Genomic DNA, 13,227 nt, shown 5'->3' with positions numbered 1-13,227 from the left:
ACCTAAGGGCGTTCGCGGTCCGGGGAGTGGCGCAGCCTGGTAGCGCATCTGTTTTGGGAACAGAGGGTCGCAGGTTCGAATCCTGTCTCCCCGACCAATCTTGCAAGGCAAGTCATCTGAATGTTGAGAAGGATCGGCGAAGCCAATCCTGTCTTCCCGACCTTTTCCGCCTTCGCGGGTCCCGGAGCTATCGCTTCACCGATGCCATCACGTCGCGCACGCAACTGGGCCTGACCCCGCGCTGCTCCAGATAGGCGAAGATTCGGCGCCACCAGTCGTAGAGTGCATCGAGGTCATCCTCGTCGCGCACGTAGGGTGTAGAGCCGGGCCGCAGCGAGGGACTGTGGAATGACAGCACTAGCAATGGCAAACCGTCGTCCAGTGCCATGTCGATGCACCGGATGGCTTCCTCCACGCTCACGCCCTCCGGCGTAAGGGGCACCCTCTCCAGCAGGCCCAGCCGCGCCAGAACACCGCGCATGGACGGCATACGCCACAGGCGCGGGTAGATCATGTCGCCCTGTCGGCGCAGCATGCCCCAGAATGTGCTCGTCAGCGGCAGCTCCAGCAGCGACTTCTCCGCGTCAACCCAGTACGGATGCAGCGGATGGCCGCGGTAGTCGGGGCCGCCTGCGCTGGAATAGTCGAATAGCGGGCGCACCGAGGTATCGACGGCGATGCCCTGGTTTGCCAGCAATTGCGCCGTGTTCGGACCAAGGCCGTAACGTCCCGCGCGGTAGATGAGCGGAGCGAGACCGAAATTCTCCTCGATCGCATCGCGCAGCGCCACCAGCTTTTCCTCCTCCAGCTCCGGAGGCAGGTTGCCGGCAAATGAGTTGTGCTGCGTCACCTCTTCCTGGAACGGCGGATTGACCCATGGGTGCAACTGAACGCCGATCTCCGCGCGGCCTGCCAGCACAGGTTCGCGCAAGATTTCGCGCGCGGTGCGCGACGTGGCGATGGGCCAGTCGACAAGGTAGATGGGGACGATTGCCTCGTTCTCGCAGAACTGCTGGAACTTGCGCAGCCTCGGCACGTGACGGGTATCATGGCTGTCGCGAGAGAGGGGTTGGTCCCAGTCGAAATCTTCCTCGGTATCGACTGTCAGGATGAAACGCAGCGTATCGTCCGCAAAGCGTGCCCTTGCGCTCGCGGTTGGCGGGTCGAGCAGGTTGCCCATCGCCACGTCGGTTTCTCCTGTTTGCGGGACACGCTAGCCCCCGGTCCCGTTCTCGCTGCTGCTATGGGCCGTGCCTGGCGAGGTCAAGGAGGGAAGTTGCAAGGTGACGCGGTCTTCCTCGCAATCCAGTGATCCCCCTGCTGCGCGTGCTTCAACCTCGGCAAGTCGGAACGTAAATCTCGGTCCGAACATGCCGGCACTGATGGCGCGTCGGCGCTGGCCATCGCGAGATATATCGGGCGCGTCGCCCCTCAGGCCTTGCGGAATGTCGAGCCTCAGGCAAACGCTCTTGCCGTCGCCGGAAAGATCCAGTTGCGCTTCCTCGCCGGGGCCGAGCGCACCTGCCGCCGTTGCCAGCAACCGCCAGCACAGTGCCATCGCTTCACTACGTTCCAGCGCGACTTGAAACGGCGAGCCCGATACCATCAGGGAGAACCCTGCGCTGCGAGCCCGCAGCACACGGTCCAGCCGTTCCACCGTGTCGGCCAGGGCCTCGCGAAGATCGGTTGCGCCTTCGTCGAGTCGCATCGCTCCGCTATCCAGCTTCACCAGTCGGTCAACCTCGTCGAACCCAGCCAGCAAGGTCGCTGCATCACCCGCGATGCTGGCGGCGTGAGCGCGGTATTCGTGCGGGGCCGGGCCGAAGATCTGCTGCTGGATGATCTCGGCAAACCCCTGGATGGCGTTCACGGGGGTCCGCAGTTCATGCAACACCTGCCGCATGGCATCGCCCGGCGTGTCCATGTGTTCTTCCATCGGCGGGCGGTTGCGCCTGTAGAGGCGCAGCGAATAGCCTTCGAAATCACCGGTCTGGCGTGCGAACAGCGGAGCGCCGTGCATCCGCCATTCACCGCTGACTTCGGGCGCGGCGCTGATCGTAACCAGTGCTCCGTGCAGGGGCAGCCGACGACGCAGGCTTCTGGAGGTCTTCTCGTCGAAATTGACCAGATCACCCGGCACCGGCGCGGCCAGTTTGAGACCCGCCAGCATGGGGCCTGCCGCGCCATCTGCGCGCACGACAGTTCCGCTCGCATCAGTGACGAGATCGATCACCCCACGATTGAAGGGATCGTCCTGGGTGGAGCGGTCGTCCAGTGGCAGGCGCGGTGAAGCCCGGCCCTGGCGGCGGCCTTCCTGGAAGGCGGTGATCCTTCGCCGCAATTCGCCAATGCCTTCGAGAGGAGGCGGGGGAGCTAAGGATTTCGTGTCGGTTCCGGGTTCTGCCGCGGCAGGTGCGGTGGACGGCGGTGGCGGTTCTTCTTCTTCTTCTTCTCCAGCGATCTGACCGGTCGGCAACACGAGGTCTTGAACGCCGAGACTTTCGAGCAGGCGTTCGACCGCGGGAGTAAGGTCGCGCCGGTGCCGGAGGAATCCACGCGCTGTCATCGGAAGGCGCGGGATCAGGTCAAGCCATTCGTCTTCCGTAAGCCGAGCGGTGGCAACCGCCGCAGCGGCGGGTTTCGGGTCCCCTTCGGCAAGGAAGGCGACGAATTCGGGATTGCGCAGGCGCAGGCCCGGCTCGCGCAGGATAGCGGACTGGTCTTCCTGCGGAATAGTCGTCTGCAAATGGTTCAGGCGTACGAAACCCGCGATCGTGGCGAAACGCCTGTCGGCTTTCTCGAGCGCGGGACGGACGAGGATGCGGTTCAGATCCAAAGGAGAGAGCGCATTGGCGGACCGGGCAAGCCGTGCCATGGCCTTGCCGGACATCGGCATTTCGCGCGTGCCCAGAAGGTCCAGCAACTGCCTGAATTGTGTGCGCAATCCCGCCTCGCTGCTGCCGACGCGCATGCGCAGCACGGTGGCTAGGCGGTCATCGAACACTAGGGCGGGCTCCGACTGAAAACGAGGTTAAAAAATCACCAAGTTTCGCAATAGCCGGGTCCCGACAGGCAAGCATGGTTAAGGACCGATGCGTTGCAAAAGGGGACAATTGCCATCATAAGGAACTTTATTTTGCAGGGATGCGTTCCGGCGTGGTAGATGTTGCGCGGTCCACGTTAGAGATTGCGGAAAAGGGCTAGGGGGCTTTTGCATGTCCACACTCGACAAGATCGATCGCCGCCTGCTGGCGGAATTGCAGGCAGAGGGGCGCGTGACGAACGTCGATCTTGCACGCCGCGTCGGTCTCACCGCACCACCGTGCCTGCGCCGCGTGCGAACCCTGGAAGAAGAGGGCGTGATCCGCGGGTATCACGCTGATCTCGACGCTTCGAAACTGGGTTTCGCGATCACCGTGTTCGCCATGGTTTCGCTTCGCAGCCAGGCGGAAGAGGATCTCAAGGCATTCGAGGATCACATCGCCAAGCTGGACGAAGTGCGCGAGTGCCACATGCTGAACGGCGAAATCGATTTCATCCTGAAGATCGTCAGCAAGGACCTGCAGAGCTTCCAGGAGTTTCTCACCAGCAAGCTGACGCCCGCTCCCAACGTGGCGAGCGTAAAGACCTCGCTCACCATCCGCACTTCCAAGCACATGCCGGGCGTTCCGCTGGAAGACTGACGCCGCTGCGGTCAGCCGCTACACTCGAAGCTGAAGCGGCCATCTTTCAACGTGCCGCGATGTCGCTGGCCTAGATCAGATCAGCCGTGAAGAGCGTGTAGGCTATGTAAGCCGCCAGCAAAACGCCGCCCTCGCGCCGTGAAAGGCGCCCGCCGGTGAAGGCGAAGACCATGACCACGAAGGCCGCCAGTGTCGCGAGTGGCAAGTCGAATTCGATGATCTTTACAGGGATCGGGCCGGGTGCGACCAGACCCGTCACGCCGCCGATAAACAGGATGTTGTAGATATTGGAGCCGAGCACGTTGCCCAGCGCAATATCGCTTTGCCCGCGGAATGCAGCGATGACCGATGTCACCAGTTCAGGTGCGGACGTGCCGATGGCGACGATAGTGAGGCCGATCACTTCCTCGCTCACCCCCATGGCAGAGGCTATCGACACCGCGCCGTTCACCAGCAGGGTGCCGCCGCCAACGATCAGGCCGAGGCCGATGATGAAGAACGCCAGCGCCTTCCCGAGGCTTTGTGCAGGTTCGTCGTGCGGGTGCAGAGCGGGGTCGAAGCCTTCCGAGGCCGCAGCCCTGTCGAACGCGGCCGTGTGATCGTAGGGTTGATCTACGGGCGCAAGCCTCTCTTGCTGGTAAGCATACCAGATGTAGGCGATCAGTCCGATGAGGAAGGTGAAGGCTGCGATCCGGTCCAGCCCCAGCGTGAAGCTGGCAGCCACGAGCGCCAGGGACGCGGCAAGTCCTACGCCGCCATCGCGCCACAATGCTGACCGGTCTACCGCCATCGGCGCGATTAGCGCGGCGGCACCCAGCACCAGCAGCAGGTTGGCAAGGTTCGAGCCGACGATATTGCCGATTGCCAGGCCCGGCGATCCGGCAAGCGCAGCCTGGACGCTGGCCGCCAGTTCCGGGCTGGATGTGCCGAGGCCCACCACCACCAACCCGATCAGCATCGGCGACAGGCGCAAACGCTCGGCAATGCCGACTGCGCCGCGGACCATGACGTCGCCGCCGATCATCAGCAAGATAAGGCCTGCGAGCAGGATTCCGATATCGGTAATGTTGGGCATCGGGGCTTTCTTGAATAACTCAGTCGTTGCCGAGCAGGTTTTGGCGCACGAAAGTCAGGAACGTCCAGTAGTAGTAATCGGCGTTCTCCTTGCGCGCAAAACCGTGGCCTTCGTTTTCGGCCAAGAAGTGCCACGCTTCCCTGCCGTTCGCTCGCACGGCCTCGATAACCTGATCGGCTTCGGACGCGGGCACGCGCGGATCGTTGGCACCTGTCGCCACCAGCAGCGGAATGTCGAGTTCGTCGATGCGGGTAAGCGGGCTGATCTCGATCAGCTTGGCGCGCTGCTCCGGATCGCGCTCGTCACCGTATTCCACACGGCGAAGATCCCGGCGGTAATCCTCGGTATTTTCGAGGAAGGTCACGAAGTTGGAGATGGCCACTACGCATGCGGCGGCATCGAAACGGTCGCCATAGCGCAGGGCGCTGGCGTAGCACATGTAGCCGCCGTAGCTGCCGCCGGTCACCATCATGCGGCCTTCATCGATGGCGGTGTCGACCTCCAGAACATCGAGAAATGCGCCGATATCAAGCACCGAATCTTCGCGCTGGAAGGGGCCGTTATCGAGGCTAACGAAGCGCTTGCCATAACCGGTGGAGCCGCGCACGTTCGGTTCGAAGATCGCCACGCCCCACTCGTTGAGGAGGTAATTGGCGCGTCCCTGGAAACTCGCCGTAGACTGGCCCTCGGGGCCGCCGTGTATGTCGACGATCAACGGGCGCGGGCCGGGGAAGCGCGCCGGGTCCGGGCGGTAGAGGAAGCCGGACATGGGCTCGCCATCGAAGCTCTCGATTTCGACCAGTTCGGGGAGCACATTATCAGTGGGATCGAGCCCGCCGGTTTCGCTGGTGGTCCAGCGGGTCAATTCGAGCGTTTCGGGGTCGAGACTGTAGGCATCTGATGATGCCTGGTTGGAACTGAAGGTGAAACCGATCTCGCCCCAGGGCGCGATTTCGAACCCACCGATAACGCCGGGCGGAAGATCAGCGGTGCGAGTCTCACCGTTTGCCACGTCGTAAATTTTTAGCTGCGAGCGGCCCGCCGCATTCACCTCGTAGGCGATGAAGCTACCTTCCTCGGAAATGTCGAAACCGGCAATATCCCATTCCTCCTCGATCACCGGCGTGAAGGCGCCGGTGGCGGGATCGAGCGTGCCCAGTCGCTTGAAATCCGAACCTTGGTCTGTCGAGACCCAGAGGCGGCCATCCGCCGCATACTGGATCCCGCTGAAGGCAATCGGGTTGTCAGGATCGGTTATGCGTGTCTCCGCGCCGGTGGCGAGGTCGATCAGGTACAGTTCCATGTTCTGCACGGAAATATAGTTGATGACCAACAGGGCGCTGTCGTCGGGCGTGAAGTCGACGGCGAACCAGCCGCCACCCTGTCGCTCCGCCAGCATCCGCGTGGTCGAGGCGTCGCGCGGATCCATCACATAGAGGTCGGTGTCGCGCCCGTTACGCTGGGTGGAGCTGAAGCTTACGAGCGAACCGTCGTTGCTCCACGCGCCAAGTCCGTTGCGGCTCGTACCATCCGTCAGCAAGACAAGTCGGCCGTTCTCGTAGCGAAAAATCTGGTCGAACTCGTTGCCGCCGATATCCTTGGAGATCAGCAGGACGCTGCCATCGGGTGAATAGCTGGCCCCGCCGACCGGCTCTTCCTCGAAGGTCATCTGCATGCGGGCTGCACCCGGCGAGGCCACGCGGTGGACCTGCGCGGTGTCGGCGAAGCGCGTCTGCACGAGCATCGAACGATCGGCTGCATTCCACCCGATGAAGCCCGCAGTACGGTATTCGAAATAGGGACGCGTCTCGTCCGCCAGAGATTGCGGGATCGGGGGAATGCCGTCAGCCACAACTGCGACGGGTTTCTCCACCGCCTGCTCGGCAACGTCTTGCGCCAGCGCGGGACCGGAGAGTGAGAAAAGGGCGAGTGGGACGGTGATCCAACGCAAGGGTGGCACTCCGGTTGACAGGGCGGGTCTGAAGGGCAGACCTAGTCTGCGGCGGCCTCTCGTTCGGCAAGCCATTCCTCGAGCCACTTGATCGTATAATCGCCGCTGATGACGTCTGGCTGCTTCACCAGTTCCTGGTGCAGCGGGATCGAGGTCTTCACGCCAGAGATCACCATTTCTTCGAGCGCACGGCGCAAGCGCATCAGGCACCCTTCGCGGGTGCGACCGTAGACGATCAGCTTGGCGATCATGGAATCGTAATAGGGCGGGATGGTATAGCCCGCGTAGAGACCGCTATCGACGCGAACGTGCATGCCACCCGCCGCGTGGTAATAATCGATCTTGCCGGGGCTGGGCGCGAAGGTAAACGGGTCCTCCGCATTGATGCGGCATTCGATCGCGTGGCCGGTGAAAGCGATGTCTTCCTGTTTGACCGACAGATCCTTGCCGTCGGCAATGCGGATCTGTTCGCGCACCAGGTCGACGCCGGTGATTGCCTCGGTCACGGGATGCTCCACCTGCAGGCGGGTGTTCATCTCGATGAAATAGAACTCGCCGTTCTCCCACAGGAATTCGATCGTGCCCGCGCCGCGATATTGCATCGCCGCCATCGCGTCCGCCACGATTCCGCCCATGCGCATCCGCTCTTCATGCGTGATGACGGGGGAGGGGGCTTCCTCGAAAACCTTCTGGTGGCGGCGCTGCAGGCTGCAATCGCGTTCACCCAGATGGATGGCGTTGCCGCGCCCGTCGCCGAACACCTGGAATTCGATATGGCGCGGATTGCCGAGGTATTTCTCGAGGTACATGGTGTCGTCGCCGAACGCGGCCTTGGCTTCGTTCATCGCCTGCTTCACCAGACCTTCGAGCTGGTCCTCGCTGGGAACCACCTTCATCCCGCGACCGCCGCCGCCGGCAGCAGCCTTGGCCAGCACGGGGTAGCCAATCTCCTTGGCGACGCGGCGCATCTCGTCGAAGTCGGAGACGGCACCATCGCTGCCGGGAACGAGCGGCAGACCCAGGGCACCGGCGGTTTTCTTCGCCTGCACCTTGTCGCCCATGGTGCGGATATGTTCGGGCTTCGGCCCGATCCAGGCGATGTCGTGCGCTTCCACGATGTCGGCGAACTTGGCATTCTCCGACAGGAAGCCATAGCCGGGATGGATGGCGTCCGCCCCGGTGATCTCGGCAGCGGAAATGATCGCGGCGTGGTTCAGATAGCTATCCGTGGCCGAGGGCGGACCGATGCACACGGCCGCATCGGCGAGGCGCACGTGCATGGCATCGGCATCGGCGGTGGAGTGCACCGCCACCGTCTCAATACCCATTTCGTGCGCGGCGCGGTGGATGCGCAGCGCGATTTCGCCCCGGTTGGCGATCAGGATGCGGGAGATGCCCATTGCCCAGCGCCCCCTTATGCAACGATGACGAGCGGCTGGTCGAATTCCACCGGTTCGCCGTTGCCGATCATCAGGTCCTTCACCGTGCCATCCTTGGGCGCAGTGATCGGGTTCATCACTTTCATGGCTTCAACAATCAGCAGGGTGTCGCCCTTCTTCACACTGTCGCCGACACTGACGTAATTGGCCGAACCGGGATCGGGTGCGAGGTAGGCGGTGCCAACCATCGGCGATTTCACGGCGTTGGCCATGTCGACCGGAGCCGCTTCTGTGGCAGCGCCACCGGCTGCGGGCTGTTCCGCAGGAACCGGAGGGGGAGCCGCCACGGATACCGGTGAGGGTGCGGCTGCTGCGGGAGCAGCAATTGCGGCGCGCGAGACTCGGATCTTGCGGTCGTCGTCCTCAACCTCGATTTCTGTAAGGCCGGTTTCGGCCAGGATATCGGCCAGTTCGCGCACCAGCGCGGTGTCTACGTTAAGTCCACCCTTGCGGGCGGCGTCGCCCTTGCGTTCAGGCATGTAATCCCCGTTTCTGCGACCGTTGTCTGGATTGCCACGGCGCTAACCCTAGTCGCGCCGCAAGGCAAGTCTGACAGATTTGTTAAAGCTTGGAAGCGGCATCCAGCGCCAGCTCGTATCCATACGCACCGAAGCCGGCGATGGAGCCGAGGGCGGCCATGCCGACATAGCTCTTGTGGCGATAGGCCTCGCGCGCGGCGGGATTGGAGATATGCACTTCGATCACCGGGGTCTTGATGCCCTTGATCGTGTCGTAGATCGCCAGGGAAGTGTGGGTGAGAGCGCCTGCATTCAGGATGATGGCCTTCGCGCCCTCGGTCTGGGCTTCCTGCATCCAGTCGCACAGGTGGCCCTCGTGATTGGACTGGCGCATGTCGATCTCGATGCCCAGCGGCTTGGCGCGGTCCTCGAGGCGGGAGGCGATATCGTCCAGCGTATCGGCCCCGTAGATGTCGGGCTCGCGCACGCCAAGGAGGTTGAGGTTCGGTCCGTTGAGTACGTAAATGGTATCAGTCATGCATCAGCCCTTAGACGCTTGGACGGGGGCGGGCCAAGGGCTGATTGCACGAAAGCGGCAGGAAAGCCGGTCTACTTCTCCACGCCCTTCACCTTGCCCCACTGGCGGGCGGCTGTGTAGCCGAGGTAGCCGGTGCCGAAGAGTGCGTAGAGCGGTTCGGGCAGCCCGCCGAGATAGGCATTCATGCCCTGCGCGATTTCCCGAGCCGTGATGGGGGAAAAAGCCGAAAGCACGCCCATCGGCAGAGCGGTGAGCAGCAGGATGTACATGACATAGAGGAAGCTTGGCCGGGCGCGGCTTGTCCACGGGTCGCTGGAACTGGCTTCTGCCACGATGGCGGAAAGGCGCGCCTCGATCTGCTGCATCTCCTGCGTGCCTTCGAGCTTGATGAGTTCGATCTTGGCTCGCTCTCGCGCTTCCTTGTCGGGGATCACCTTGTCGATGATCGAGGCAATGGGGCCGATGAGCGATTCGATTATGGCCATGTATCTGATTCCGTTGGCTGTTTGAGTCGCCGGTGGGCCTGCACCCGGTCGAACTGCGTAGGAAAGGACTTCCTTTCACGGTGGATTGATCGGGATGGCCGGATCGGCAAGAGTGGGGCGGCCAAGATGGGAGACTGTAGTGCAGGCTGTTGAACGATACTCTACCGGTGCGATCATACTGCACTGGCTGATCGCCTTGCTGCTGGCGGGCGAGATCGCGCTGGGCTTTGCCATGCCGAAAGATGCCAGCGGCTTTGCCGAATACCAGCTGCACAAGAGCATCGGCATCACCATCCTCGCGCTCAGTCTGGTGCGTCTGGGTTGGCGCTTCACCCACCCCAGGCCAGCCTCGTTGGAGGGCGGCGCGACCGGCGTTCTCGCGAGCGCGGTCCATGTGGGTTTTTATGTCTTCATGATCGCCATGCCGCTAACGGGCTGGGCTCTGGTATCGACCGATCCGCTGGATGTGCCGACTATCCTGTATGGCGTGGTGCCCCTGCCACATCTGCCGCTGAGCGAGGGATTGAACGACCTGGCGAAAGGCGCGCACGAATGGCTTGCCTGGGGCGGCGTGGCGCTGTTCGTGCTGCACGTGGCGGGTGCCTTTCGCCATCACTTCCTGCTTCACGACGACCTGCTGGCGCGCATGACGTTCGACGGCAAAGCCGACCGGGCGCTGGGCACCGGCGGCGCCGTTGTTGCCGTGGGCCTGATCACGCTGTTTTCGGTCGGCGGCGATACGCCGGAGGATACCGCCACGCCGGATCAGGCCGAAGTGGCGCAGGCCGATGCCGGAGCCTTGGAGGAATTGCCCGGCGAAGTGGCCGATGATGAAAGCGAAGCCGAAGCACCCATCGAAGAGGAGACGACGCAGGCGCAAGATGTAGAGGAGGCGGAAGCGGAACCGGAAGCGGCCGCGCAAGAACCTTCAGGACCGCCGCCGAACTGGACCATCCAGCCTGGCGGATCACTGCGGTTCACCGCCACGAACTCGGGCGCGGCCCTGAACGGCAGCTTTGGTAAGTGGTCCGGTAATATCGTGATGGACCCCGAGGCGCCGCAGAGCGCTCAGATCACCATCCGCGTCGACCTCGCCAGTGCTAGTCTCGGCGACGCGACGCAGGACAACATGCTGCGCGGCGGGGATTTCTTCGATACCGCGTCATTCCCGCAGGGCGTGTGGCGCAGCACGGCCGTACGCCGGGTGTCGGGCAACCGCTACGAAGCTGACGGGACCTTGTCGCTTAAGGGAATCAGTCGTTCGCAGCGCATCACCTTCACGCTTCAGGGCAGCGGCAACCGCCGTTCCGTGCAAGGCAGCGCGACTATCGATCGCAACGCATTCTCGGTCGGCACGGGCACCAGCGCGGAGAACCTCGCAGGGTCCGTGCAGGTCACTTTTGCATTCGATGCAACTTCTTGATGCCGCGCCGCGTTGAAACAATGCCCCGCGTCTGTATGAGACTGGTTTCATGAGTGACGATATTTCCAAATCCGACTGGCAAGCAAAGGCCGACAAGGAAGTCGCGGGCCGCGACCTGACGTGGCACACGCCTGAGGGGATCGACGTGCAGCCGCTGTACACGGCGCACGATGCGGAGGGACTGGACCCTGGCCTGCCCGGTTTCGCGCCTTATACGCGCGGGCCCTATGCCAGCATGTACACAGGCCGCCCGTGGACGATCCGGCAGTATGCGGGCTTTTCGACGGCGGAGGAATCGAACGCCTTTTATCGCCGTAACCTGGCGATGGGTCAGAAAGGCCTCTCGGTCGCTTTCGACCTTGCCACGCATCGCGGTTACGATTCGGATCACCCGCGCGTGCGCGGCGACGTGGGCAAGGCGGGTGTCGCCATCGATACCGTGCGCGACATGGAGATCCTGTTCGATCAGATCCCATTGGAAGAAATGAGCGTATCGATGACCATGAACGGGGCAGTGATCCCGGTCATGGCGTTTTACATCGTGGCGGCAGAGCGGCAGGGGGTCAGCCAGGAAAAGCTCAGCGGCACCATCCAGAACGACATCCTGAAGGAGTTCATGGTCCGCAACACCTACATCTATCCGCCAGCGCCATCGATGCGGATCGTGTCGGACATCATCGCCTACACATCTGCGCACATGCCGCGCTTCAACTCGATCTCGATCAGCGGCTATCACATGCACGAGGCAGGGGCGACGGCGGTGCAGGAACTCGCCTTCACCATTGCCGACGGCAAGGAATACGCCAAGCGCGCGATGGAAACGGGGCTCGATATCGACGCCTTTGCGCCGCGCCTGTCGTTCTTCTGGGGCATCGGCATGAACTTCTTCATGGAGATCGCCAAGATGCGCGCCGCGCGCCTGCTGTGGCACGAGGTGATGACCGAGCTTGGCGCGAAGAACGAGAAGTCCAAGATGCTGCGCACGCACTGCCAGACTTCGGGCGTATCGCTGCAGGAGCAGGACCCCTACAACAACGTGATCCGCACGACGCTGGAGGCGCTCTCTGCCGTGCTGGGCGGCACGCAGTCGCTGCACACCAATGCGCTGGACGAAGCCATTGCGCTGCCGACCGACTTCTCAGCCCGGATCGCGCGCAACACGCAGCTCGTGATCCAGGAAGAGACGGGCATCTGCAACGTCGCCGATCCGCTGGGTGGCAGCTACTATATCGAGGCGCTGACGAAACAGATCGCCGACAAGGCCCGCGAACTGCTGGCCGAAGTCGACGAGGCTGGCGGCATGACCGCCTACGTCGCCAGCGGCGCGCCCAAGGCGGCGATCGAATCCGCCGCTGCCGAGAAGCAGGCCAAGGTCGACAAGGGCGAGACGGTGATCGTCGGCGTCAACAAGTACCGCAAGGCCGAGGAAGACCCGATCGATACGCTCGATATCGACAACCACAAGGTCCGCGCATCGCAGGTCGCCCGCATCGAGAAGGTGCGCCAAGGCCGCGACGAAGCCGCTTGCCAGGCGGCGCTCGAGGCGCTGGTCGAAGGTGCTCGAAGCAACGACAACCTGCTTGCGCTGGCCGTGGAAGCCGCGCGCCACGATGCGACACTGGGCGAAATCTCCGCCGCGATGGAGAAGGCCTTCGGTCGCTACGACACGATCCCCACGCCGGTGAAGGGCGTCTATTCCAGCGCCTACGAAGGCGACGCGCGTTACGCGCAGGTGGTGGAGGGGGTGGAGGCCGTGGGCCGCCGCCTTGATCACAAGCCCCGTATCCTCGTCGCCAAGATGGGTCAGGACGGGCACGATCGCGGCGCCAACGTGATCGCATCTGCCTTTGCCGACATGGGGTTCGAGGTGATCAGCGGCCCGCTGTTCCAGACGCCCGAGGAAACGGCGAAGATGGCGCTGGAGCACGAGGTGGACGCCGTGGGCGCATCATCGCTGGCCGCCGGTCACAAGACGCTGATCCCGGAACTGATCGAACACCTGAAGGATGCAGGCCGCGCCGATATCAAGGTGGTGGCAGGCGGCGTAATCCCGCAGACGGACTACGACATCCTGAAAAAGGCCGGCGTGCAGGGTATCTACGGCCCCGGCACCAACGTGGTGGAAGCAGCCGCAGACCTGCTAAGGCTGCTCGGCCACAACATGCCGCCTGCCGA

The 13,227-nt window shown here is 63.1% G+C and carries 11 protein-coding genes and 1 tRNA gene; 4 read left to right on the top strand and 8 right to left on the bottom strand.

What is annotated here, in order from left to right:
• The first annotated feature begins 20 nt into the window (after nucleotides 1-20).
• A tRNA-Pro gene (locus tag D4Q51_RS04390) sits at nucleotides 21-97 on the top strand.
• Nucleotides 98-187: 90 nt separating this feature from the next.
• On the opposite strand, the gene D4Q51_RS04385 is transcribed toward D4Q51_RS04390, so the two are convergent.
• The gene (locus tag D4Q51_RS04385; RefSeq protein WP_120076549.1) at nucleotides 188-1,186 is read right to left on the bottom strand and encodes a polysaccharide deacetylase family protein; all 999 of its coding nucleotides are present in this window, start codon (nucleotides 1,184-1,186) and stop codon (nucleotides 188-190) included.
• Between the two features lie 27 nt (nucleotides 1,187-1,213).
• Complete coding sequence (locus D4Q51_RS04380; protein WP_120076548.1) at nucleotides 1,214-3,004, bottom strand: sensor histidine kinase; 1,791 nt, start codon at nucleotides 3,002-3,004, stop codon at nucleotides 1,214-1,216.
• A 211-nt stretch (nucleotides 3,005-3,215) separates the two neighbouring features.
• Between D4Q51_RS04380 and D4Q51_RS04375 the strand changes: the two genes are divergently transcribed.
• Nucleotides 3,216-3,683, top strand: a complete 468-nt coding sequence (locus D4Q51_RS04375; RefSeq protein ID WP_120076547.1) for an Lrp/AsnC family transcriptional regulator — start codon at nucleotides 3,216-3,218, stop codon at nucleotides 3,681-3,683.
• 70 nt (nucleotides 3,684-3,753) lie between these two features.
• Here D4Q51_RS04375 and D4Q51_RS04370 read toward each other — a convergent pair whose 3' ends face one another.
• The 6 genes from D4Q51_RS04370 to D4Q51_RS04345 form a co-directional block, all read right to left on the bottom strand.
• Nucleotides 3,754-4,758: a calcium/sodium antiporter gene (locus D4Q51_RS04370; RefSeq protein WP_120076546.1), complete on the bottom strand. Its 1,005-nt coding sequence runs from the start codon at nucleotides 4,756-4,758 to the stop codon at nucleotides 3,754-3,756.
• Between the two features lie 19 nt (nucleotides 4,759-4,777).
• The gene (locus D4Q51_RS04365) at nucleotides 4,778-6,709 is read right to left on the bottom strand and encodes a S9 family peptidase (protein ID WP_240624563.1); all 1,932 of its coding nucleotides are present in this window, start codon (nucleotides 6,707-6,709) and stop codon (nucleotides 4,778-4,780) included.
• 41 nt (nucleotides 6,710-6,750) lie between these two features.
• Nucleotides 6,751-8,109: an acetyl-CoA carboxylase biotin carboxylase subunit gene (accC, locus tag D4Q51_RS04360; RefSeq protein ID WP_120076544.1), complete on the bottom strand. Its 1,359-nt coding sequence runs from the start codon at nucleotides 8,107-8,109 to the stop codon at nucleotides 6,751-6,753.
• Nucleotides 8,110-8,123: 14 nt separating this feature from the next.
• The gene (gene accB, locus D4Q51_RS04355) at nucleotides 8,124-8,627 is read right to left on the bottom strand and encodes an acetyl-CoA carboxylase biotin carboxyl carrier protein (RefSeq protein ID WP_120076543.1); all 504 of its coding nucleotides are present in this window, start codon (nucleotides 8,625-8,627) and stop codon (nucleotides 8,124-8,126) included.
• An 82-nt stretch (nucleotides 8,628-8,709) separates the two neighbouring features.
• Nucleotides 8,710-9,144, bottom strand: coding sequence for a type II 3-dehydroquinate dehydratase (aroQ, locus tag D4Q51_RS04350; protein WP_120076542.1), 435 nt, complete (start codon nucleotides 9,142-9,144; stop codon nucleotides 8,710-8,712).
• A gap of 71 nt (nucleotides 9,145-9,215) precedes the next feature.
• Nucleotides 9,216-9,629, bottom strand: coding sequence for a holin family protein (locus D4Q51_RS04345; protein WP_120076541.1), 414 nt, complete (start codon nucleotides 9,627-9,629; stop codon nucleotides 9,216-9,218).
• 139 nt (nucleotides 9,630-9,768) lie between these two features.
• On the opposite strand from D4Q51_RS04345, the gene D4Q51_RS04340 reads away from it, so the two are divergent.
• Nucleotides 9,769-11,052 carry a cytochrome b/b6 domain-containing protein gene (locus D4Q51_RS04340; RefSeq protein ID WP_240624562.1) on the top strand — a complete coding sequence of 428 codons (1,284 nt, stop codon included), beginning with the start codon at nucleotides 9,769-9,771 and terminating at the stop codon, nucleotides 11,050-11,052.
• Between the two features lie 49 nt (nucleotides 11,053-11,101).
• The coding region (gene scpA / locus D4Q51_RS04335; RefSeq protein WP_120076539.1) for a methylmalonyl-CoA mutase at nucleotides 11,102-13,227 on the top strand (2,126 nt) is incomplete at its 3' end.

Source organism: Aurantiacibacter odishensis (genome assembly GCF_003605195.1).
GTDB classification, from domain to species: Bacteria; Pseudomonadota; Alphaproteobacteria; order Sphingomonadales; family Sphingomonadaceae; genus Alteraurantiacibacter; species Alteraurantiacibacter odishensis.
The sequence above is the reverse complement of the archived record's forward strand: the minus strand, read 5'-3'. Positions and strand labels throughout refer to the sequence as shown.